Below are 21,249 nucleotides of genomic sequence, written 5' to 3'. Positions count from 1 at the left end.
CTATTTCTCTTTTCCTCGTCCGTACATTCCCTGAAAAATCTGCGCCACATCGACGAAATAGTCGGTCAGATAGTTAATCACCACCTGCACCTTCAGCGGCAGTTTGTCTTTTTCGGTATACAGCGCATAGACCGGGCGCGGATCGGACTGATAGCGCGGCAGTAAGATCTCAAGTTCGCCCCGATTGATCTCGTTGATCACCCACATCAGCGGGACATAGGCGACCCCCGCACCGGCGGTCAGCCAGCGGTTGAGGGTCATCGGATCGTTAGTGACGAATCGCCCCTGCGGGATCAGCCGCGTGGAGATCCCTTCCGGGGCGATCAGCTCGAATTCATTATCCGGACGCACGCTGTATTCCAGCCAGGAGTGGTTGGTGAGGTCGGCCGGTTTTTCCGGTATACCATATTGGGCGAGATAGCTTTTCGCTGCGCACAACACCATCGGCATCGCGCCCAGGCGGCGGGAAAACAGACTGGAATCCTGTAGGGCGCCCACGCGGATGACGACATCCAGGCCGTCGGCAATCAGGTCGGGCGCCGGAATGCCGGTGACCAGATTGACCGTCAGGCCAGGATGCTCTTTGAGCATTTTGGCGGTGATCCCCGCGAGGACATTTTGCGCCATGGTTGAAGAACAGCCAATGCGCAGCGTACCAATCGGCGTGTTGTTGAAGGCGTAAAGCTGCTCATGAACATCCTGCACTTCATGCAGCATCCGCCGACAGCCCTGGTAATAAATTTTTCCGGCTTCGGTAAGCCCAATGCTGCGCGTGCTGCGGTTCAGCAGCTTGACCTGCAGTTCATCTTCCAGTTTTGCGACCGTCTGACTGATCGACGAAACACTCATTTGTAACCGTCTGGCTGCGGCGGTGAAGGAACCAAATTCCACCACTTTCGCGAACACCGACATGCGTTTTAATCGTTCCATTATTCACTCTGGCTTAAAAGTGATTTAGATCACATATTATAGATAACAGCATAACAGTTACGGTAATATATTATTATTCAAATAAAGGCTGTGTCGCTCTCGCCTGGCTTTCCTTGCCCTTCTCCGCGTCGACATCAGCTGAAAACTGCATCGCCTGCACTCTCTAAAATATCAAGGTCAACATGAGTCTGTTTCCCGTCATCGTGGTGTTTGGTCTTTCCTTCCCACCGATATTCTTTGAATTGCTTCTGTCACTGGCGATTTTCTGGCTGGTGCGCCGGATGCTGGTGCCTACGGGCATCTATGATTTTGTCTGGCATCCGGCTCTGTTTAATACCGCGCTGTATTGCTGTCTCTTTTACTTGATATCGCGTCTGTTCGTTTGAGGTTGAAGTGAAAACACTAACAAGAAGAATCTCCCGTACGGCCATTACCCTCGTTCTGGTCATCCTGGCGTTCATCGCGATTTTCCGCGCCTGGGTCTATTACACCGAATCGCCGTGGACGCGTGACGCCCGCTTTAGCGCGGACGTGGTTGCCATCGCGCCGGACGTTGCCGGACTTATCACGCATGTTAATGTCCACGATAACGATCTGGTGAAGAAAGATCAGGTGTTGTTCACCATCGATCAGCCACGCTACCAAAAAGCGCTGGAAGAGGCTGAAGCCGACGTCGCCTATTACCAGGTGCTGGCGCAAGAAAAACGCCAGGAAGCCGGACGTCGTAACCGTCTTGGCGTCCAGGCGATGTCCCGTGAAGAGATCGATCAGGCCAACAACGTTCTGCAAACCGTATTACATCAGCTTGCCAAAGCGCAGGCGACCCGCGATCTCGCAAAGTTAGATCTCGAACGTACTGTTATTCGTGCCCCTGCGGATGGCTGGGTGACCAACCTGAACGTCTATACCGGCGAATTTATCACCCGGGGTTCAACCGCCGTGGCACTGGTGAAACAGAACTCTTTCTATGTGCTGGCCTATATGGAAGAGACCAAACTGGAAGGCGTCCGTCCGGGCTATCGCGCAGAAATTACCCCACTGGGCAGCAACAAAGTATTAAAAGGCAGAGTTGATAGCATCGCGGCAGGGGTCACCAATGCCAGCAGCACGCGCGACGACAAAGGCATGGCGACCATCGATTCGAATCTGGAATGGGTACGCCTCGCGCAGCGCGTTCCGGTACGTATCCAGCTTGACGATCAGCAGGAAAACCTGTGGCCAGCCGGTACCACCGCGACGGTCGTGATCACCGGTAAGCAGGATCGTGATGAAAATAACGACTCGTTCTTCCGCAAAATGGCGCACCGTCTGCGCGAGTTTGGTTAATCACGATGGGCATTTTTTCCATCGCCAACCAGCATATTCGCTTTGCGGTCAAACTGGCCAGCGCGATTGTTCTCGCGCTGTTTGTTGGCTTCCACTTCCAGCTTGAAACGCCGCGCTGGGCGGTGCTGACGGCAGCGATTGTCGCGGCGGGCCCGGCCTTTGCCGCCGGTGGTGAACCGTATTCCGGCGCGATTCGCTATCGGGGGATGTTGCGTATCGTCGGGACGTTTATCGGTTCTGTTGCGGCGCTGGTGATCATCATTGCGATGATCCGCGCGCCGCTGCTGATGATTCTGGTCTGCTGTATCTGGGCGGGTTTTTGTACCTGGATCTCCTCGCTGGTCCGCGTCGAGAACTCCTATGCGTGGGGGTTATCGGGCTACACTGCGCTGATTATCGTCATCACCATTCAAACCGAACCGTTGCTGACGCCGCAGTTTGCCGTCGAACGCTGTAGCGAGATTGTGATTGGTATTGTCTGCGCCATTATGGCGGATCTGCTTTTTTCTCCGCGATCGATCAAACAAGAGGTGGATCGCGAACTGGATAGCCTGCTGGTGGCGCAGTACCAGTTGATGCAGTTGTGCATTAAACATGGTGACAGCGAAGAAGTGGATAACGCCTGGGGCTCACTGGTGCGTCGGGCTGCTGCGCTGGAAGGAATGCGTAGCAACCTGAACATGGAATCCTCCCGTTGGGCGCGGGCGAATCGCCGTCTGAAGGCGATCAATACGCTGTCGCTGACCATGATTACGCAATCCTGCGAAACCTATCTGATCCAGAACACGCGTCCTGAGCTGATCACCGATACCTTCCGTGAGTTCTTCGCCATGCCGGTGGAAACCGCGCAGGATGTGCATAAACAGCTTAAGCGCCTGCGTCGGGTGATTGCCTGGACCGGCGAGCGCGAAACGCCCGTTACGCTGTATACCTGGGCTGGCGCGGCAACGCGCTATCTGCTGCTCAAGCGCGGTGTGATCAGCAATACCAAAATCAGCGCCACGGAAGAAGAGGTGCTGCAGGATGAACCGGTAGTGAAAGTCGAATCCGCCGAGCGTCACCATGCCATGGTGAACTTCTGGCGCACCACGCTCTCTTGTGTGCTGGGGACGCTGTTCTGGCTGTGGACCGGCTGGACATCCGGTAACGGCGCCATGGTGATGATTGCGGTGGTCACCTCGCTGGCGATGCGTCTGCCGAATCCACGCATGGTCGCCATTGATTTTATTTACGGTACGCTTGCCGCGCTACCACTGGGGGCGCTCTATTTTCTGGTGATCCTCCCCAATACCCAACAAAGCATGCTGTTGCTCTGTCTGAGCCTCGCGGTGCTGGGGTTCTTTCTGGGGATCGAAGTACAGAAGCGGCGGCTGGGCTCTATGGGGGCGCTGGCCAGTACCATTAACATTATCGTGCTGGATAACCCGATGACCTTCCACTTCAGCCAATTTCTGGACAGTGCGTTAGGGCAAATTGTGGGTTGCGTACTGGCCTTTCTGGTTATCGTGATTGTGCGCGATAACTCTCGCGACCGTACGGGCCGCGTGCTGCTCAACCAGTTCGTTTCTGCGGCGGTGTCGGCGATGACCACCAACGCGGTGCGGCGCAAAGAGAACCATCTTCCCGCGCTCTATCAGCAACTGTTTTTGTTGATGAACAAATTCCCCGGGGATTTACCGAAATTCCGCCTGGCGCTGACAATGATCATTGCGCACCAGCGCCTGCGGGATGCGCCAATTCCGGTCAACGGCGATCTCTCCGCATTCCACCAGCAACTGCGTCGTACGGCGGATCACGTCATTTCTGCTGTGAATGATGACAAGCGCCGACGCTACTTTGGTCAACTATTAGACGAACTGGATGTGTATCAGGAAAAACTGCGGGTCTGGGAAGCGCCGCCGCAGGTCACCGAACCGGTGAAACGGTTGACCGGCATGTTGCACAAGTACCAGCATGCGCTAACCGACAGCTAACCTTCAGAAACCGACGCCAAAAGCGTCGGTTTTTTTATGGCTATACTTATTCGATGTGCGCAACTCAGGACATCAGAAGGAGAAAACAGCATGCAAACGCTTCAGGACAACGAACTTTTTCAGACGGGATATCTGGTTGACGGGCTGTGGAAAACGCTTGATACCACCTTTGATGTGCTTAATCCGGCAACGGGCGAAACGATCGCGAAGGTGGCGAAAGCGGGGAAACAACAGACCGAAGAGGCCATTGCGGCGGCCAGTGAGGCATTTCCTGCCTGGCGGGCAAAAACGGCAAAAGAGCGCTCGGCGATTCTCTACCGCTGGTATGAATTGATCATCGAAAATAAGAGTTGGCTGGGACGGCTGATGACCACCGAGCAGGGTAAACCGCTGAAAGAAGCCGAGGGTGAGGTGGAGTATGCGGCCAGCTTTATTCAATGGTTTGCCGAGCAGGCAAAACGCGCCAATGGCGAAATCATCCCGCCGATCAAACCCGGTTCCCGCATTCTGGCTACCCGCGAACCGGTTGGCGTGGTGGCGGCAATCACGCCGTGGAATTTCCCGATGGCGATGCTGACCCGTAAGCTTGGTCCGGCGCTGGCGGCGGGCTGTACCGGGGTGATAAAACCGGCCAATAACACGCCGCTGAGCGCCTTTGCGCTGCTTACGCTGGCGAAGAAAGCGGGGGTGCCCGATGGCGTGCTCAACGCCGTAGCGGGCAATACGCCGGAAATCAGCGACGCCATCATGGCAAGCCATGAGGTGCGCAAAATTTCATTCACTGGTTCAACGGCAGTTGGTAAAACGCTGGTGCGTAACGCGGCAGAAACCATGAAGAAAGTGTCGATGGAACTGGGTGGCAATGCTCCCTACATCGTGTTTGACGATGCCGACATCGATGCGGCGGTGAAAGGCGCTCTCGCCAATAAGTTCCGTAATGCCGGGCAGGTCTGCGTCAGCGTGAACCGTTTTTATATCCAGGAAAGCGTCTACGATGAATTCACCCGAAAACTGGCCGATGCCGTTCAGGCGTTGAAGGTGGGGAATGGTCTGGATGACGGCGTGGTGGTGGGGCCGCTGATCGAACCCTCTGCGGTCAATAAAGTGCGTGAGCACGTTGACGATGCTGTTGCGAAAGGGGCGAAAGTGCTGGCGGGCGGGAAAGCGCACGCGCTCGGCGGTAACTTCTGGCAGCCTACCGTGTTGGGTGGGTGCAGCGACGACATGATACTGGCGAGTGAAGAGACGTTTGGTCCTGTTGCTGCCTGCTTCCGCTTTACCAACGAAGAAGAGGTGATTCAGCGCGCGAACAACACGCCGTTTGGCCTGGCCGCTTACTTCTATACGCAAAACCTGCAACGGGTGTTCCGTGTCTCCCAGGCCATTGAAAGCGGCATGATCGGGATAAACGAATGTGCGGTGTCCACCGAGCTGGGACCGTTTGGCGGGGTGAAAGAGTCCGGACTGGGTCGTGAAGGATCGGTGCTGGGGTTAGATGAATTTCTGGAAGTGAAAACCCTGCATATTGGCGGCCTGTAGTCAGACTGAGGTCGGGAAGGTGGCGATAGATGAATATCTATACATTTGATTTTGATGAAATTGAAGATCAGGACGACTTCTACCGTGAGTTTGCGCGGATGTTTGGTCTTGCCAAAGAGAAAGTGAGTGACCTCGATTCTCTGTGGGACATCATCATGAGTGAAGCGCTGCCGTTACCGCTGGAGATCGAGTTTGTGCATCTACCCGACAAGTCGCGCTGGCGTTATGGCGCATTGATTTTGTTGTTTGATGAAGCGGAAGAAGAACTGGAAGGTCAGCTACGTTTTAATGTTCGTCATTGAGAGATAAAAAAAGCCCCCGACAGTCGGGGGCAAGGTCGTCGGACTAGACGACGAGGGTTTATTTGTACAATTCGGCAGTGGCATGCCAGGTGTCACCGCTACGGGCTTCGGTGATCTGATACGCTGATGCGCCTTTTTCTTCCGCTTTTTTGTTCAGCATTTCATGCATGCTCATTGGGTCAGAGCCGATTGCACTGACAGAGACAGTGCCAATGACTTCGCGATTTTGCGCTTGCTGTGCGTTGATAGAATCTGCGGCGAATGCGCCGAAAGAAAGAACAGAGAGAACGCTTAACGCAGCAACAGTTGTTTTGATTTTCATGATAAGTACCTCGTCGAATTTATTATTGGGGGTCTTCGTTTCGTGACCCTCATCACAAAATCAAGTATACACTAATCACGCGATAAATTAATACCACGCTAATGGTTTCAGTAATTGGTAAGTAATGAAAATGTGGTTTTTTATGCTTGTCTGGAATTAAAAGGGCGTGGTGTTTTATCTATATCTAATAAAATCATATAGATATGAAATTTTGCGATTTGTGCGGTTTTGAGTTTGCACATTCACTGTGTGAATGGTTTTGGGCAGGTAAACGCACTATTTGCTAAATAAGCGGCAGATAAATTAACGGAAATCGGACGTTAATGCAGGGTTTTACCCCGCCACGTCGGCGGCGGGGTGGGAGGGGTCAAAGCTCTTGTTCGAACAGTTCAAGAATGGCTTCGTAGAGATCTTTCACCGTAAAGCCATTGGCCGGGGTGGTAAAAATGGTGTCATCCCCGGCGATGGTACCGAGAATACCTTCTGCTTTGCCCAGGGAGTCCAGCAGGCGGGCGATCAACTGCGCCGCACCAGGGCTTGTGTGGATCACCACCACGGCATCGTTAAAGTCGATATCAAGAACCAGGTTTTTCAGTGGGCTGGAGGTGGTGGGGACGCCCAGTTCAGCCGGGAGGCAGTACACCATCTCCATTTTTGCGTTGCGTGTACGAACAGCCCCAAACTTTGTCAGCATGCGTGAAACTTTGGACTGGTTGATGTTATCAAAGCCCTGATCCTGCAATGCGAGGACAATTTCGCCCTGAGAGCTGAATTTTTCTTCTTTAAGTAGCGCTTTGAACGCTTTAACTAATTCTTCTTGCTTAGCTGAGCTTCGCATAAGTCACCCGTAGTATGAGAGTGGAAACAACATTATTATGCATACAGATGAATTTTTATGCAAACGGTCTGCCCAAATGAAGGCTGAAATAATGTTATGAAAGAGCGGAATTTTATCAAATTTTGTTATCAAGAAACATGCCTGTGTCACGCCTCGCAAATAAGCTTAAAAGTAAATTAATTGTTATCAAATTGATGTTGTTTTGGGCTGACAGTAGGGTATATTGTCACCACCTGTTGGAAAGTTGCTCTACTGCACAGACATCTTCGGATTACGGCAATTAAATGCATAAAAGCTAAATTCGCGTGACAACACAGAATTGAATACGGGTGATTGTATTCATTGAAGTTGTGGTTTAACGTCGCCGCCGCGGAGCAACAAACACTTAGTTTATCAATATAATAAGGAGTTTAGGATGAAAGTCGCAGTCCTCGGCGCTGCTGGCGGTATCGGCCAGGCGCTTGCACTACTGTTAAAAACCCAACTGCCTTCAGGTTCAGAACTCTCCCTGTACGACATCGCTCCAGTGACTCCCGGTGTGGCTGTAGATTTGAGCCATATCCCAACTGCTGTGAAAATCAAAGGCTTCTCCGGTGAAGACGCGACCCCGGCACTGCACGGTGCTGACGTGGTGCTGATCTCCGCAGGTGTGGCGCGTAAACCGGGTATGGACCGTTCCGACCTGTTTAACGTCAATGCGGGCATCGTGAAGAACCTGGTACAGCAGATCGCGACGACCTGTCCGAAAGCCTGCATCGGTATCATTACCAACCCGGTGAACACCACCGTCGCTATTGCAGCAGAAGTACTGAAAAAAGCGGGCGTTTACGACAAAAATAAACTGTTTGGCGTGACCACGCTGGACATTATCCGCTCCAACACTTTTGTAGCGGAACTGAAAGGTAAGCTGCCGACTGAAGTGGAAGTTCCGGTTATCGGCGGACACTCTGGCGTGACCATTCTGCCACTGCTGTCGCAGATCCCGGGCGTAAGTTTCACTGACCAGGAAGTGGCTGACCTGACCAAGCGTATTCAGAACGCAGGTACTGAAGTGGTTGAAGCGAAGGCGGGTGGCGGATCGGCAACCCTGTCGATGGGCCAGGCGGCCGCGCGTTTCGGTCTTTCACTGGTTCGCGCACTGCAGGGTGAAAAAGGCGTTGTAGAATGTGCCTACGTTGAAGGCGATGGCCAGTACGCACGTTTCTTCTCTCAGCCGCTACTGCTGGGTAAAAACGGCGTGGAAGAGCGTCAGTCTATCGGCAAACTGAGCGCATTCGAGCAGAACGCGCTGGAAGGCATGCTGGATACCCTGAAGAAAGATATTCAACTGGGCGAAGAGTTCGTTAACAAATAAGTACGATTGCCGGATGGCGGTGTAAACACCTTATCCGGCCTACAAACTCATCGTGACGCATAAAAAACCGGAGCCAGCTCCGGTTTTTTTACATCTCAGTGAAGGCTAATTTGTTGCCGGGTATTCCTGAATGGTGACCTGCAGCGTCAGTTGCTTATCATCACGCATAACAATCACCGGAATCACTGACCCAGGGCGAATCTCTGCCACCTGGTCCATGGTTTCCAGTGCGGAGACCGCAGGTTTGCTGTTCACAGAGATAATCAGATCGTTAACCTGAATACCGGCCTGCGCCGCTGGGCCATCTGGTGCCACTTCGTTCACGACGATCCCCTGAATCTGATCCATGCCGCCGCCCTGGGTGTGCAGTGGGGCGATTTCACGACCGCCAATCCCAATATAGCCACGGATAACACGACCATCGCGGATCAGCTTATCCATAATCTTGGTCGCCAACTGGAACGGAATGGCAAAGCCGATCCCTTCTGGCGTTTCACCGTCATTGCTTTTATCAAACGACAGGGTGTTGATGCCCATGAGTTCGCCCAGCGAGTTCACCAGTGCGCCGCCGGAGTTACCGTGGTTGATAGAGGCATCCGTTTGCAGGAAGTTCTGCCGTCCGGTTGGGTTCAGGCCGATACGCCCTGTGGCGCTGATAATGCCCTGAGTGATGGTCTGTCCGAGGTTATAGGGGTTACCGATCGCCAGCACCACATCGCCGATATGCGGTGAACGTCCGGCATTGATCGGAATCGTCGGCAGACCGCCGGTGGCGTTGATTTTCAGCACCGCCAGATCGGTCAACGTATCGGAGCCGACCAGCAGCGCTTCAAACACGCGTCCATCCTGTAAGGCGACGATAATCTGATCGGCGTCGTTGATCACATGCTTGTTGGTAATGATGTAGCCGCGCTGATCCATAATCACACCAGAACCCAGGGTGCGGATTTCAAGTTGATTATGTGCGGTGCTGTTCATACTGCGGTTGTAGACGTTGACCACAGCAGGGGCCGCGCGACGTACCGCAGAGTTATAGCTGGCGGGCGTCTCGTCAGCGCTGTCATATTGCGGCGCAGAAAGCGTGTTGATTTTGCGAAGCGAAGGCATGGCGGCCAGAAGAATGGCGCCAACAATCAAACCAATTGCGACCGAACGTAAGAGCTTCACTAACATGATGGAGGCGTCATTAATAAAGGGAACGGCAGCAGCATATCACGAGTTAACCGGACATCACACGCGAGGCTGATGTCCGGTGGTCTGGATTTAGCGCAGAAGCAGATAAATGCTCTCGTTTCCGCGGACGATCTGTAGCGCAATGATGGACGGTTTGGCTTCCAGCACTTTGCGCATTTCAGCGATAGAGTTCACCCGGTCACGGTTGACTCCGATGATCACATCATCCTTTTGCAGGCCAGCCTGTGCGGCGGGACTGCTCTTTTCAACGCTGTCAATTTTGATGCCTTTACTGCCGTCTTTGAGCTGACCATCGCTCAGTGTCGCTCCCTGCAATGCCGGGGCAATCATCTCCGCGCTGGCAGACGATGAGGTGCTGGTATCGAGCGTCACTTCCACCTCCAGCGGCTTGCCGTTACGCAACAGACCCAGCTTCACTTTGGTGCCGGGTTCTGTGGTGGCAATCCGGGAACGCAGCTCGGCAAAACTGTTGAGCGATTTGCCGTTGAGGCTGGTGATCACATCGCCGGACTTAATGCCTGCTTTGGCTGAACCGGAGTTCGGCAGCACTTCACTGACAAAGGCACCGCGCTGCACGTCCATCTTGAACGCTTTGGCGATGTCGGCAGTCATTTCGGTCCCTTTAATGCCCAGCAGACCGCGCTTGATTTCACCAAACTGGATCAGTTGCTGTGCCAGAATGCGGGCCATATTGCTGGGGATGGCAAAACCGATCCCGACGCTGCCGCCGCCAGGCGCAAGGATGGCGGTGTTAATGCCGATCAGCTCACCGTTCAGGTTAAGCAGCGCGCCGCCGGAGTTCCCGCGGTTAATAGAGGCGTCGGTTTGAATAAAGTTTTCCAGACCTTCCAGATTCAACCCGCTGCGCCCCAGCGCCGAGACGATACCGGAGGTCGCGGTTTGCCCCAGACCAAACGGGTTGCCGACTGCCACGGCGAAATCACCGACGCGCAGTTTATCCGAATCGGCGATGGCGATTTGTGTCAGCTTGCTGGCGTTTTGAATTTGCAGCAGGGCGATGTCGCTTTGATCGTCGCTGCCAATCAGTTTGGCCTCGAATTCACGCCCATCATTCAGTTGAACGCTGATCTTCTGCGCCTGATTAATCACGTGGTTATTGGTCAGCACATAGCCTTTCGCGGCGTCGATAATGACCCCGGAACCCAGCCCTTCAAACGGCTGCGCCTGCTGATCCGGCAGGTCATCACCAAAGAATTTTTTAAACTCTTCCGGGACTTTCTGCGTTTGGGGCGCGGTGCCTTCAACCTTCACGCTGACGACGGCAGGCAGCACCTTTTCGAGCATCGGGGCGAGACTGGGAAGCGCGGGCTGGCCGGGAACCTGGCCTGGAATCGACGCAATGGCCTGAAATGGCGCCGAGAGAGTTAACCCGACACTTAACGCTAATGCACTCAACAGCTGGGTTTGTATTTTCATTGATCCTGCTCTCGTACCTTGAGTAAAGGGGAAGACGATTCAAAACAGTTTGATGTTATTGAATTTTCAATCTGCTAACAATGCGGATAATGATTAAATGATAGTCGGGACGGGAGAGAAGAGGTGGGCGCAATCGCTGCGCCCAGGAAAAATATTAACGATGTGCGGTTAGTCGCGCTTTGCACCACTACGCAGCAGGCCGGATGCGCCTTCGGAATAATCACGCGGCATTTGTACTGGCGCCTGGTCGTTGCTGGCTTCAGACTCGGCCAGACGGTTACGGAACGGGTTAGATTCCGCTGACAGTTCCGGCAGCAGGCTGCTGGAGCTTTTCGCCATGTGCTGATACAGCTGGCGGTAATCGTGGGCCATGGTGTCCAGCAACTCGGCGCTGCGGGCAAAATGGCTGACCAACTCTTCGCGATACTCTTCCAGCTCGGCTTTATTTTTTTCCAGTTCGTACTGCAACGCCTGTTGCTGGCGTAATTTCCGGTTGCCAAAACGCATGGCTACAGCACCGACGATGATGCCGACGACTAACCCAATTAGCGCATATTCCCAGGTCATGAACATCTCCCGTTGTCTTTTGTTTCCGTAGGGTGTTGGCTTTAGGCTCCATGCCCGCGCCTGATACTGCCACTATAACCGCTAATCCCGCAGAAGTGGAATCCCGTCTTTATATCGCGTAGTGTAGAACGGCCTTTTTTTCGTCAACCGTGAACGACGGCACACCGATTTTCAAGGAATAACAAGAACATCATGCAGAGCTTTACCCCTACATCACGTTATCTGAAAGCCATTAACGAGGGTACTCACCAGCCCGACGACGTGCAAAAAGAGGCGGTCGATCGTCTGGAAATCATTTACCAGGCGTTGACCTCGAACAAAACCTCAACGCCTGAAACAAAAGGGTTTATGTCCCGCGTCGGTAAGCTGTTGGGGAAAAAAGAAGCGGCACACAATGCTCCGGTGCGAGGCTTATATATGTGGGGGGGCGTAGGGCGAGGGAAAACCTGGCTGATGGATCTGTTCTACCATAGCCTGCCAGGCGTTCGTAAGCAGCGCCTGCACTTCCATCGCTTCATGCTGCGCGTGCATGAGGAGTTAACGGCTCTGCAGGGGCAAACCGATCCGCTTGAAACCCTGGCCGACCGCTTTAAGGCCGAGACGGATGTGCTGTGCTTTGATGAGTTTTTTGTTTCTGATATTACGGACGCCATGCTGCTCGGCGGCCTGATGAAAGCGCTGTTTGCGCGCGGTATTACGCTGGTGGCGACATCGAACATTCCGCCTGATGAGCTCTATCGTAACGGATTACAGCGCACGCGTTTTCTTCCCGCGATCGATGCGATTAAACAACATTGTGACATCATGAACGTAGACGCTGGCGTGGATTATCGTCTGCGGACATTGACCCAGGCGCATTTGTGGCTCTCACCGCTGAACAATGAAACGCAGCAGCAGATGGACAACCTCTGGCTGGCGCTGGCGGGTGTCAAACGTGAACAGGGACCGGTTCTGGAGATCAATCACCGTCCGTTGCCGACGCTGGGTATGGAAAACCAGACGCTGGCGGTGTCATTCCACACCCTGTGTATCGATGCCCGTAGCCAGCATGACTACATTGCGCTTTCCCGGTTGTTCCACACCGTCATGCTGTTTGACGTCCCGGTGATGACGCCGCTGATGGAAAGCGAAGCGCGCCGTTTTATCGCGCTGGTGGATGAATTTTACGAGCGCCACGTCAAGCTGGTGGTTAGCGCCGCCGTGCCTCTCTATGAGGTGTATCAGGGCGAGCGATTGAAGTTCGAATTTCAGCGCTGTCTGTCGCGATTGCAGGAGATGCAGAGCGAAGAGTATCTGAAGCGAGAGCATATGCCCTGACGGCTGCCAACAAACTGTTGAGCAAATCACATTTAGGGGTCGATCTTTGACCTCGACTTCTCTATAATCTTGCGACCCCACGTTACAAGAAAGTTTTTTTCCCAAAACTTTTTGTGTGCTGGCATTGGCTATTCGAAGGGGTAGGTTTGCCGGTCTTTGTCGTGTGAACCTCAACTGACATAACGTTTGGGTGTTCACCAACGTGTAACTTATTTATTGGGTAAGCTTTTAATGAAAACTTTTACAGCTAAACCAGAAACCGTAAAACGCGACTGGTACGTTGTTGACGCGACCGGTAAAACTCTGGGCCGTCTGGCTTCTGAACTGGCTCGTCGCCTGCGCGGTAAGCATAAAGCGGAATACACTCCGCACGTAGATACCGGTGATTACATCATCGTTCTGAACGCTGACAAAGTTGCTGTAACCGGCAACAAGCGTACTGACAAAGTGTACTATCACCACACCGGCCACATCGGTGGTATCAAAGAAGCGACCTTTGAAGAGATGATTGCCCGCCGTCCTGAGCGTGTGATTGAAATCGCGGTTAAAGGCATGCTGCCAAAAGGCCCGCTGGGTCGTGCTATGTTCCGTAAACTGAAAGTTTACGCTGGCAACGAGCACAACCACGCGGCACAGCAACCGCAAGTTCTTGACATCTAATCGGGATTATAGGCAATGGCTGAAAATCAATACTACGGCACTGGTCGCCGCAAAAGTTCCGCAGCTCGCGTTTTCATCAAACCGGGCAACGGCAAAATCGTTATCAACCAACGTTCTCTGGAACAGTACTTCGGTCGTGAAACTGCCCGCATGGTAGTTCGTCAGCCGCTGGAACTGGTCGACATGGTTGAGAAACTGGATCTGTACATCACTGTTAAAGGTGGTGGTATCTCTGGTCAGGCTGGTGCGATCCGTCACGGTATCACCCGCGCTCTGATGGAGTACGATGAGTCCCTGCGTGGCGAACTGCGTAAAGCTGGCTTCGTTACTCGTGATGCTCGTCAGGTTGAACGTAAGAAAGTCGGCCTGCGTAAAGCACGTCGTCGTCCGCAGTTCTCCAAACGTTAATTGTTTTCTGCCTCTGGCAGATTACGGTTGGCGAAAAAACCCGCTTCGGCGGGTTTTTTTATGGATAAATCTGGCGTAATCCTCTGACAAAACCCTCTTTTTCCCCATTTCCGGAATCGACTCACCACAAAGGTCACAAAATCTGGTAAACTACCATCCAATTTTCTGCCCAAATATCGGGTATTGCTCATTTTTTGTTTGCTTTTTGAACGATGATGACTTTTCCGATGTGGGTGACGTCACTTCTGACTGGCCATGCGATGGCCGGTAGCAGTAAAAATTCTTAATATACCTGGAGGTTTTCATGGCTGTCGCTGCCAACAAACGTTCGGTAATGACGCTGTTTTCTGGTCCTACTGACATCTATAGCCATCAGGTCCGCATTGTATTGGCGGAGAAAGGTGTAAGTTTCGAGATCGAGCACGTGGAAAAGGACAATCCCCCGCAGGATCTGATTGACCTCAACCCGAATCAGAGCGTCCCGACACTGGTGGATCGTGAGCTGACCCTGTGGGAATCTCGCATCATTATGGAATACCTGGATGAGCGTTTCCCGCATCCGCCATTGATGCCGGTTTACCCGGTGGCTCGTGGTGAAAGCCGCCTGTACATGCACCGTATCGAAAAAGACTGGTATACGTTGATGAACGTCATCGTTAACGGGTCTGCTTCAGAAGCTGACGTTGCCCGCAAACAGCTGCGTGAAGAGCTGCAGGCGATTGCGCCGGTATTCGGTCAAAAACCGTATTTCCTGAGTGATGAATTCAGCCTGGTGGATTGCTACCTGGCACCGCTGCTGTGGCGTCTGCCGCAACTGGGTATTGAGTTCAGTGGCGCGGGCGCGAAGGAGCTGAAAGGCTACATGACTCGCGTCTTCGAACGTGATTCTTTCCTGGCGTCCTTAACCGAAGCTGAACGCGAAATGCGTCTTGGCCGGGGTTAATACTGATGGATTTGCCACAGCTAACACCGCGTCGTCCGTATCTGCTGCGTGCTTTCTATGAGTGGTTGCTGGACAACCAACTCACGCCGCACCTGGTGGTGGATGTGACGCTGCCTGGCGTGCATGTCCCAATGGAATATGCCCGCGACGGACAGATTGTCCTGAACATTGCGCCGCGTGCGGTGGGGAATCTGGAACTGGCTAACGACGAAGTGCGTTTTAACGCGCGTTTCGGCGGAATTCCGCGTCAGGTTTCCGTACCGTTAGCAGCAGTGTTGGCTATTTATGCGCGTGAAAACGGTGCCGGAACGATGTTTGAACCGGAAGCGGCCTATGACGAGGATGTTGCCAGTCTCAATGATGATGATGCGGCATCTGGTGCAGAGAGCGAAACCGTTATGTCAGTCATTGACGGTGATAAGCCGGATCATGATGATGACAACAGCCCGGATGACGATCCGCCGCCGCCGCGTGGTGGCCGACCGGCATTACGTGTTGTTAAATAGATGAAAACAGGCCCAGAGAGGCCTGTTTTTGATCGCGCCGACCACGGTTTCGCCCTCCTTCCGATCCTGTGTTACGATGAGCCTGCTGTTGTTTGTCACCGTGACTCGCAAATAGGTCTTATGAACGCATTCGATTCGCAAGCAGAAGATTCTCCCGCAACTATTGGGCGTAGCCTTCGCCGTCGTCCGCTGGCGCGTAAAAAGCTGTCGGAAATGGTCGAGGAAGAGTTAGAGCAGATGATCCGTCGTCGTGAGTTCGGCGAGGGGGAACAGTTGCCGTCCGAGCGGGAACTGATGGCCTTTTTCAACGTCGGTCGTCCCTCTGTTCGTGAGGCACTGGCGGCGCTGAAGCGTAAAGGTCTGGTGCAAATCAACAACGGCGAACGCGCCCGCGTTTCGCGTCCTTCGGCGGACACCATCATTGGTGAACTGTCCGGAATGGCGAAGGATTTCCTCGCGCATCCTGGCGGTATTGCCCACTTTGAGCAGTTGCGTCTGTTCTTTGAATCCAGCCTCGTGCGTTATGCCGCGGAGAATGCGACAGAGGAACAAATCGATCTGCTGGCAAAAGCACTGGAGATCAACAGTCAGTCGCTCGATGACAATGCGCTGTTCATTCGTTCAGATGTCGATTTTCATCGTGTGCTGGCGGAGATCCCCGGCAATCCGATCTTTATGGCGATCCACGTTGCGCTGCTTGACTGGCTGATCGCCGCTCGCCCGACCGTGTCGGATCGTGAGCTTTACGAGCATAATAACGTGAGTTATCAGCAGCATATCGCTATCGTAGAGGCCATTCGCCAGCGCGATCCGGATGAAGCCGATCGCGCCTTGCAATCCCATCTCAACAGCGTTTCCGCCACCTGGCACGCGCTCGGTAAAAATTCAAAAATGCGTAAGTGATCGCGATCCTGACGATCGTTTAGTGAAGCAGATCGCACTATAAGCGTTCTGTATTGTATTGCTGCTTATTTGATCTGGTATAACAGGTATAAAGGTACGCAGTCAGATAACACTAATTATGACAGAGGTCGTTATGGCAAAAGATTTACGAGGCGTAATGCCAGCGTTGTTAACCCCCTTCGATAACCAACAGAAACTGGATATTGAAAGCCTGCGCCGACTGGTGCGTTTTAACATCGCTCAGGGTATTGATGGGCTGTACGTAGGCGGTTCCACCGGCGAAGCCTTTGTGCAGAACGGTGCGGAAAGAGAGCAGGTGCTGGAAGTGGTCGCGGAAGAGGCGAAGGGCAAGGTGACGCTTATCGCTCATGTTGGAACGGTCAGCACTCACGAGAGCCAACAACTCGCTCGCGCAGCGCATCGTTACGGCTTTGACGCTGTCTCTGCGGTGACGCCGTTCTACTATCCGTTCAGCTTTGAAGAACACTGCGATCATTACCGGGCCATCATTGATTCGGCGGATGGCTTGCCGATGGTGGTCTATAACATTCCGGCGCTGAGTGGCGTGAAGTTAACGCTGGATCAGATCAACACGCTGGTGACGTTGCCAGGCGTTGGCGCACTGAAACAAACGTCGGGCGATCTGTTTCAGATGGAACAGATCCGTCGCGCCCATCCGGATCTGGTGCTCTATAACGGTTATGACGAAATTTTCGCTTCTGGCCTGCTGGCCGGAGCGGACGGCGGTATCGGCAGCACTTACAACATCATGGGCTGGCGATATCTGGGAATTGTGAAAGCGCTCAAAGAAGGCGACATCCGGACTGCGCAAAAGCTGCAAACAGAGTGCAATAAGGTTATCGATCTCCTCATTAAGGCCGGCGTGTTCCGTGGGCTGAAAACGGTTCTGCACTATATGGACGTGGTTTCTGTACCACTGTGCCGTAAGCCGTTTGCCCCTGTGGATGAAAAATACGTGCCTGCACTGAAAGCACTGGCGGAACAATTGATGGCGGAACGTTCCTGATGGGGTGCCGGATGGCGCTGATGCTTATCCGGCCTACAAAACACAACACGATACGTAGGCCGGATAAGGCGAAGCCGCCATCCGGCAATACAATAAAAAAATCGTCGGGAGAGTAAAATGAGTACTTCTACCCAAAGTATCCCGTGGTATCGCCATCTCAACCGGGCGCAATGGCGGGCATTCTCCGCTGCATGGCTGGGATATTTGCTGGATGGTTTTGATTTTGTGTTGATTGCCCTTGTGCTGACGGAAGTGCAGGGAGAATTTGGGCTGACGACGGTTCAGGCGGCGAGCCTGATTTCGGCAGCTTTTATTTCCCGCTGGTTTGGCGGGTTAATGCTGGGCGCAATGGGCGACCGTTATGGACGCCGTCTGGCAATGGTCACCAGTATTATTCTGTTTTCAATGGGGACGCTGGCCTGTGGTTTTGCGCCGGGTTACACCACCATGTTTATCGCCCGACTGGTGATTGGCATGGGGATGGCGGGCGAATACGGCTCCAGTGCAACCTATGTCATTGAAAGCTGGCCGAAACAGCTGCGTAATAAGGCCAGTGGTTTTCTGATCTCGGGCTTTTCCGTTGGCGCTGTGATTGCGGCTCAGGTCTACAGCCTGGTCGTGCCGGTCTGGGGCTGGCGCGCACTGTTCTTCATTGGCATTCTGCCGATTATTTTTGCCCTCTGGCTGCGCAAAAACATACCGGAAGCTGAAGACTGGAAAGAGAAGCATGCGGGCAAAGCGCCGGTACGTACGATGGTTGATATTCTCTATCGGGGTGAGCATCGCATCGTCAACATCCTGATGACGATAGCGGCGGCGACGGCACTGTGGTTCTGCTTTGCCGGCGACCTGCAAAATGCGGCGATTGTCGCAGTACTGGGGTTGCTGTGTGCGGTGATCTTTATCAGCTTCATGGTGCAAAGCAGCGGCAAGCGCTGGCCGACGGGCGTGATGCTCATGATTGTCGTCCTGTTTGCTTTCCTCTACTCGTGGCCGATTCAGGCGTTGCTTCCCACCTATCTGAAAACGGAACTGGCGTACGATCCTTCCACCGTGGCGCGCGTGCTCTTCTTTAGCGGCTTTGGCGCTGCGGTCGGTTGCTGCGTAGGTGGCTTCCTCGGTGACTGGCTGGGGACCCGCAAAGCTTATGTGTGCAGTCTGCTGGCCTCGCAGGTGCTGATCATTCCGGTGTTTGCGATAGGCGGTACGAACGTCTGGGTCCTCGGCTTACTGCTGTTTTTCCAGCAGATGTTGGGACAAGGGATCTCCGGGATCTTGCCGAAACTGATTGGCGGCTATTTCGATACCGATCAGCGTGCGGCCGGTCTGGGTTTCACCTATAACGTCGGGGCGCTTGGCGGCGCGCTGGCACCGATTCTGGGGGCGCTGATTGCCCAGCGTCTGGATCTGGGTACCGCGTTGGGATCGCTCTCTTTCAGCCTGACCTTTGTGGTGATCCTGCTGATTGGTCTGGATATGCCGTCCCGCGTCCAGCGCTGGCTGCGACCAGAAGCGTTGCGTACCCATGATGCTATCGACGGTAAACCGTTTAGCGGCGCCATCCCATTCGGCGGTGATAAAAGCCCTTTAGTCAAAAGCAAAAGTTAATCCACTTGCCCGGTCCTGTACCGGGCAGCATTCGTAAGGGAAGAAGTATGTCGTTACTTGCACAACTGGATAAAAACATTGCCGCGCAGGGTGGACTGATTGTCTCCTGCCAGCCGGTCCCCGGCAGCCCACTGGATAAACCTGAGATAGTGGCGGCAATGGCGCTGGCGGCAGAGCAGGCGGGTGCCGTCGCGTTGCGTATTGAAGGTGTTGGGAATCTGAAAGCGACGCGTGCCGTCGTTTCCGTGCCGATAGTCGGCATTCTCAAACGCGATCTGGCGGATTCTCCGGTGCGTATTACCGCGTTTCTGGAGGATGTGGATGCGCTGGCGCAGGCCGGCGCGGACATTATTGCGATTGATGGGACTGACCGTGTGCGTCCGGTTCCGGTCGCGGCGCTGCTGGCTCGTATCCATCATCACCAGTTGCTGGCAATGGCCGATTGCTCCTCGCTGAAGGACGGTCTGGCCTGTCAGGCGCTCGGGGCAGAAATTATTGGCACCACGCTTTCGGGTTACACCACGGCAGAAACGCCGGAAGAACCGGATTTGGCGCTGGTGAAGGCGCTGAGCGAAGCCGGTTGTCGGGTGATTGCCGAAGGTCGCTACAACACCCCGTCGCAGGCCGGTGAAGCGATGCGACAGGGTGCCTGGGCTGTGACGGTCGGATCGGCCATTACCCGGCTGGAGCACATCTGTGAGTGGTATAACACGGCGCTGAAAAAGGCGGTGCTATGACGACACTGGCAATTGATATTGGCGGCACAAAACTTGCCGCCGCGCTGGTAGAGGAGGGTTTGCAGATTCGCGAACGTCGCGAGCTGCCCACGCCCGCCAGTAAAACGTCGCAGGCACTGCGTGATGCGCTGAAAACGCTGGTGCAACCGTTGCAGGCACAGGCGCATCGGGTGGCAATTGCTTCGACAGGGATTATTCGTGAAGGAAACCTGCTGGCGATTAACCCGAAAAATCTGGGCGGATTGCTTCACTTTCCGCTGGTGCAGACGTTAGAAGCCCTCACCGGTTTGCCGACGCTGGCGGTCAACGATGCACAGGCCGCCGCTTGGGCGGAGTATCACGCGGTCGCCGATGATACGCGCGATATGGTGTTTATCACCGTTTCAACCGGGGTGGGCGGCGGTGTGGTCAGCGGCGGCCAGTTAGTCACTGGCATCGGCGGCCTGGCTGGACATCTGGGACATACTCTCGCGGACCCTAATGGGCCGATGTGCGGCTGTGGGCGGGTGGGGTGCGTCGAGGCTATTGCGTCAGGACGTGGGATTGCCGCCGCAGCACAAGGGGCGCTCGCCGGATGTGATGCGAAAACTATTTTTTCCCGCGCGGTAGAGGGTGATGAACAGGCCACTCGCCTGGTTGCATACTCCGCACAGGTGCTGGCGCGGCTGATTGCCGATACGAAAGCGGCCACCGATTGCCAGCGGGTGGTTGTTGGCGGCAGCGTGGGACTGGCACAAGGGTATCTGACGCAGGTCCGGGCCTGTCTCGAACAGATGCCCCCGGTTTATCACGTAGAATTAAGCGCGGCACACTACCGTCATGACGCGGGACTGTTGGGTGCGGCACTGTTAGCACAAGGAGAGAAAGGATGATATTGGGTGACGTTCGTTCGTTGTCTGTAACGGGTCTGCACCCGGTGCTGGAAGAGGCGCTGACGCTGGCGTTAACCGCCAGACCACAGGAACAAGCTCCTGGTCGCGTTGAGCTACGCGGAGATGATGTCTTTATGAATGTGATGCAGTTTGCGACGCAATCGCTCACAGAGAAAAAGGCAGAACAGCACGAGCAGTACATCGATATCCAGTGGTTACTGACCGGGGAGGAGCGGATTCAGTTCGGCGTGGTCGATTCCGCGCGCCAGTGTGAAGAGAGGCATGTAGAGGAGGATTATCAGCTTTGTCGTGAGATTGCTGATTGCCAGACCATTACCCTACGGCCAGGTATGTTCGCGGTGTTTATGCCAGGAGAGCCCCACAAACCGGGATGCAGTGTGGGTGAACCGCAAGAGATTAAGAAAGTTGTCGTCAAGGTTCGCGCCAGCCTGTTAGCCGCATGAAAATGCCGGATGGTTTTTACCA

Annotated in this window: 23 protein-coding genes; 17 read left to right on the top strand and 6 right to left on the bottom strand. The window is 54.1% G+C overall.

The window, feature by feature from the left end; genetic code table 11:
- Positions 1 to 930, bottom strand: a complete 930-nt coding sequence (gene aaeR, locus F384_RS17810) for an HTH-type transcriptional activator AaeR (protein WP_046488459.1) — start codon at positions 928 to 930, stop codon at positions 1 to 3.
- Between the two features lie 182 nt (positions 931 to 1,112).
- On the opposite strand from aaeR, the gene aaeX reads away from it, so the two are divergent.
- The 5 genes from aaeX (at position 1,113) to F384_RS17785 (ending at position 6,070) form a co-directional block, all read left to right on the top strand.
- Positions 1,113 to 1,316 carry a p-hydroxybenzoic acid efflux pump operon protein AaeX gene (gene aaeX, locus F384_RS17805; protein ID WP_000051840.1) on the top strand — a complete coding sequence of 68 codons (204 nt, stop codon included), beginning with the start codon at positions 1,113 to 1,115 and terminating at the stop codon, positions 1,314 to 1,316.
- Between the two features lie 7 nt (positions 1,317 to 1,323).
- Positions 1,324 to 2,256 (top strand): p-hydroxybenzoic acid efflux pump subunit AaeA, encoded by a 933-nt coding sequence (aaeA, locus tag F384_RS17800; RefSeq protein ID WP_046488338.1) that lies wholly within the window; start codon positions 1,324 to 1,326, stop codon positions 2,254 to 2,256.
- Between the two features lie 5 nt (positions 2,257 to 2,261).
- Positions 2,262 to 4,229 carry a p-hydroxybenzoic acid efflux pump subunit AaeB gene (gene aaeB / locus F384_RS17795; RefSeq protein ID WP_046488336.1) on the top strand — a complete coding sequence of 656 codons (1,968 nt, stop codon included), beginning with the start codon at positions 2,262 to 2,264 and terminating at the stop codon, positions 4,227 to 4,229.
- 90 nt (positions 4,230 to 4,319) lie between these two features.
- Positions 4,320 to 5,768, top strand: coding sequence for an NAD-dependent succinate-semialdehyde dehydrogenase (locus tag F384_RS17790; protein WP_046488333.1), 1,449 nt, complete (start codon positions 4,320 to 4,322; stop codon positions 5,766 to 5,768).
- A gap of 29 nt (positions 5,769 to 5,797) precedes the next feature.
- Positions 5,798 to 6,070 (top strand): hypothetical protein, encoded by a 273-nt coding sequence (locus F384_RS17785; protein WP_046488330.1) that lies wholly within the window; start codon positions 5,798 to 5,800, stop codon positions 6,068 to 6,070.
- A gap of 58 nt (positions 6,071 to 6,128) precedes the next feature.
- On the opposite strand, the gene yhcN is transcribed toward F384_RS17785, so the two are convergent.
- Positions 6,129 to 6,392, bottom strand: a complete 264-nt coding sequence (yhcN, locus tag F384_RS17780; RefSeq protein ID WP_046488324.1) for a peroxide/acid stress response protein YhcN — start codon at positions 6,390 to 6,392, stop codon at positions 6,129 to 6,131.
- Between the two features lie 367 nt (positions 6,393 to 6,759).
- The gene (gene argR / locus F384_RS17775; RefSeq protein ID WP_042324992.1) at positions 6,760 to 7,230 is read right to left on the bottom strand and encodes a transcriptional regulator ArgR; all 471 of its coding nucleotides are present in this window, start codon (positions 7,228 to 7,230) and stop codon (positions 6,760 to 6,762) included.
- A gap of 415 nt (positions 7,231 to 7,645) precedes the next feature.
- On the opposite strand from argR, the gene mdh reads away from it, so the two are divergent.
- The gene (mdh, locus tag F384_RS17770) at positions 7,646 to 8,584 is read left to right on the top strand and encodes a malate dehydrogenase (protein WP_042998326.1); all 939 of its coding nucleotides are present in this window, start codon (positions 7,646 to 7,648) and stop codon (positions 8,582 to 8,584) included.
- A 105-nt stretch (positions 8,585 to 8,689) separates the two neighbouring features.
- On the opposite strand, the gene degS is transcribed toward mdh, so the two are convergent.
- The 3 genes from degS to zapG all read right to left on the bottom strand — a co-directional run bounded on the left by degS (position 8,690) and on the right by zapG (position 11,782).
- Complete coding sequence (gene degS, locus F384_RS17765) at positions 8,690 to 9,757, bottom strand: outer membrane-stress sensor serine endopeptidase DegS (protein WP_046488322.1); 1,068 nt, start codon at positions 9,755 to 9,757, stop codon at positions 8,690 to 8,692.
- Positions 9,758 to 9,847: 90 nt separating this feature from the next.
- Positions 9,848 to 11,215, bottom strand: coding sequence for a serine endoprotease DegQ (degQ, locus tag F384_RS17760; protein WP_046488320.1), 1,368 nt, complete (start codon positions 11,213 to 11,215; stop codon positions 9,848 to 9,850).
- 168 nt (positions 11,216 to 11,383) lie between these two features.
- Positions 11,384 to 11,782 carry a Z-ring associated protein ZapG gene (gene zapG / locus F384_RS17755; protein ID WP_042324999.1) on the bottom strand — a complete coding sequence of 133 codons (399 nt, stop codon included), beginning with the start codon at positions 11,780 to 11,782 and terminating at the stop codon, positions 11,384 to 11,386.
- 192 nt (positions 11,783 to 11,974) lie between these two features.
- Between zapG and zapE the strand changes: the two genes are divergently transcribed.
- From zapE to nanQ, 11 genes are all read left to right on the top strand, one after another.
- Entirely contained in the window at positions 11,975 to 13,099 is a 1,125-nt protein-coding gene (zapE, locus tag F384_RS17750) for a cell division protein ZapE (protein ID WP_046488316.1), read from the top strand.
- Between the two features lie 231 nt (positions 13,100 to 13,330).
- Positions 13,331 to 13,759, top strand: a complete 429-nt coding sequence (gene rplM, locus F384_RS17745) for a 50S ribosomal protein L13 (protein ID WP_046488313.1) — start codon at positions 13,331 to 13,333, stop codon at positions 13,757 to 13,759.
- 15 nt (positions 13,760 to 13,774) lie between these two features.
- A complete protein-coding gene (rpsI, locus tag F384_RS17740; protein ID WP_000829815.1) occupies positions 13,775 to 14,167 on the top strand; it encodes a 30S ribosomal protein S9 in 393 nt (130 codons plus the stop codon).
- Positions 14,168 to 14,471: 304 nt separating this feature from the next.
- Positions 14,472 to 15,110 carry a stringent starvation protein SspA gene (gene sspA, locus F384_RS17735; RefSeq protein ID WP_042998321.1) on the top strand — a complete coding sequence of 213 codons (639 nt, stop codon included), beginning with the start codon at positions 14,472 to 14,474 and terminating at the stop codon, positions 15,108 to 15,110.
- A gap of 5 nt (positions 15,111 to 15,115) precedes the next feature.
- Complete coding sequence (gene sspB, locus F384_RS17730) at positions 15,116 to 15,616, top strand: ClpXP protease specificity-enhancing factor (protein ID WP_046488197.1); 501 nt, start codon at positions 15,116 to 15,118, stop codon at positions 15,614 to 15,616.
- A 111-nt stretch (positions 15,617 to 15,727) separates the two neighbouring features.
- Positions 15,728 to 16,519, top strand: coding sequence for a transcriptional regulator NanR (gene nanR, locus F384_RS17725; protein WP_080950084.1), 792 nt, complete (start codon positions 15,728 to 15,730; stop codon positions 16,517 to 16,519).
- Positions 16,520 to 16,652: 133 nt separating this feature from the next.
- The gene (gene nanA / locus F384_RS17720) at positions 16,653 to 17,546 is read left to right on the top strand and encodes an N-acetylneuraminate lyase (RefSeq protein ID WP_046488192.1); all 894 of its coding nucleotides are present in this window, start codon (positions 16,653 to 16,655) and stop codon (positions 17,544 to 17,546) included.
- A gap of 117 nt (positions 17,547 to 17,663) precedes the next feature.
- Positions 17,664 to 19,154 (top strand): sialic acid transporter NanT, encoded by a 1,491-nt coding sequence (nanT, locus tag F384_RS17715; RefSeq protein ID WP_046488190.1) that lies wholly within the window; start codon positions 17,664 to 17,666, stop codon positions 19,152 to 19,154.
- A gap of 47 nt (positions 19,155 to 19,201) precedes the next feature.
- Positions 19,202 to 19,891, top strand: a complete 690-nt coding sequence (locus F384_RS17710; protein ID WP_046488188.1) for an N-acetylmannosamine-6-phosphate 2-epimerase — start codon at positions 19,202 to 19,204, stop codon at positions 19,889 to 19,891.
- Entirely contained in the window at positions 19,888 to 20,763 is an 876-nt protein-coding gene (gene nanK / locus F384_RS17705) for an N-acetylmannosamine kinase (protein WP_046488187.1), read from the top strand. The genes F384_RS17710 and nanK overlap by 4 nt, the downstream gene beginning before the upstream one ends.
- A complete protein-coding gene (gene nanQ, locus F384_RS17700) occupies positions 20,760 to 21,227 on the top strand; it encodes an N-acetylneuraminate anomerase (RefSeq protein WP_046488184.1) in 468 nt (155 codons plus the stop codon). The genes nanK and nanQ overlap by 4 nt, the downstream gene beginning before the upstream one ends.
- The last annotated feature ends 22 nt before the right edge of the window (positions 21,228 to 21,249 follow it).

Origin of the sequence: Citrobacter amalonaticus Y19, from assembly GCF_000981805.1 — a bacterium.
In the GTDB taxonomy this organism is placed as follows: Bacteria; Pseudomonadota; Gammaproteobacteria; order Enterobacterales; family Enterobacteriaceae; genus Citrobacter_A; species Citrobacter_A amalonaticus_C.
The sequence above is the reverse complement of the archived record's forward strand: the minus strand, read 5'-3'. Positions and strand labels throughout refer to the sequence as shown.

Excerpts from the sequence above, each read along its gene's own strand:
- nanQ (WP_046488184.1), top strand. The coding sequence starts at position 20,760 with ATGATATTGGGTGACGTTCGTTCGTTGTCTGTAACGGGTCTGCACCCG.
- zapG (WP_042324999.1), bottom strand. The coding sequence starts at position 11,782 with ATGACCTGGGAATATGCGCTAATTGGGTTAGTCGTCGGCATCATCGTC.
- yhcN (WP_046488324.1), bottom strand. The coding sequence starts at position 6,392 with ATGAAAATCAAAACAACTGTTGCTGCGTTAAGCGTTCTCTCTGTTCTT.
- mdh (WP_042998326.1), top strand. The coding sequence starts at position 7,646 with ATGAAAGTCGCAGTCCTCGGCGCTGCTGGCGGTATCGGCCAGGCGCTT.
- rpsI (WP_000829815.1), top strand. The coding sequence starts at position 13,775 with ATGGCTGAAAATCAATACTACGGCACTGGTCGCCGCAAAAGTTCCGCA.
- F384_RS17785 (WP_046488330.1), top strand. The coding sequence starts at position 5,798 with ATGAATATCTATACATTTGATTTTGATGAAATTGAAGATCAGGACGAC.
- nanA (WP_046488192.1), top strand. The coding sequence starts at position 16,653 with ATGGCAAAAGATTTACGAGGCGTAATGCCAGCGTTGTTAACCCCCTTC.
- aaeR (WP_046488459.1), bottom strand. The coding sequence starts at position 930 with ATGGAACGATTAAAACGCATGTCGGTGTTCGCGAAAGTGGTGGAATTT.
- aaeB (WP_046488336.1), top strand. The coding sequence starts at position 2,262 with ATGGGCATTTTTTCCATCGCCAACCAGCATATTCGCTTTGCGGTCAAA.
- nanT (WP_046488190.1), top strand. The coding sequence starts at position 17,664 with ATGAGTACTTCTACCCAAAGTATCCCGTGGTATCGCCATCTCAACCGG.
- argR (WP_042324992.1), bottom strand. The coding sequence starts at position 7,230 with ATGCGAAGCTCAGCTAAGCAAGAAGAATTAGTTAAAGCGTTCAAAGCG.
- nanK (WP_046488187.1), top strand. The coding sequence starts at position 19,888 with ATGACGACACTGGCAATTGATATTGGCGGCACAAAACTTGCCGCCGCG.
- sspA (WP_042998321.1), top strand. The coding sequence starts at position 14,472 with ATGGCTGTCGCTGCCAACAAACGTTCGGTAATGACGCTGTTTTCTGGT.
- sspB (WP_046488197.1), top strand. The coding sequence starts at position 15,116 with ATGGATTTGCCACAGCTAACACCGCGTCGTCCGTATCTGCTGCGTGCT.
- F384_RS17710 (WP_046488188.1), top strand. The coding sequence starts at position 19,202 with ATGTCGTTACTTGCACAACTGGATAAAAACATTGCCGCGCAGGGTGGA.
- aaeX (WP_000051840.1), top strand. The coding sequence starts at position 1,113 with ATGAGTCTGTTTCCCGTCATCGTGGTGTTTGGTCTTTCCTTCCCACCG.
- F384_RS17790 (WP_046488333.1), top strand. The coding sequence starts at position 4,320 with ATGCAAACGCTTCAGGACAACGAACTTTTTCAGACGGGATATCTGGTT.
- degQ (WP_046488320.1), bottom strand. The coding sequence starts at position 11,215 with ATGAAAATACAAACCCAGCTGTTGAGTGCATTAGCGTTAAGTGTCGGG.
- degS (WP_046488322.1), bottom strand. The coding sequence starts at position 9,757 with ATGTTAGTGAAGCTCTTACGTTCGGTCGCAATTGGTTTGATTGTTGGC.
- rplM (WP_046488313.1), top strand. The coding sequence starts at position 13,331 with ATGAAAACTTTTACAGCTAAACCAGAAACCGTAAAACGCGACTGGTAC.
- zapE (WP_046488316.1), top strand. The coding sequence starts at position 11,975 with ATGCAGAGCTTTACCCCTACATCACGTTATCTGAAAGCCATTAACGAG.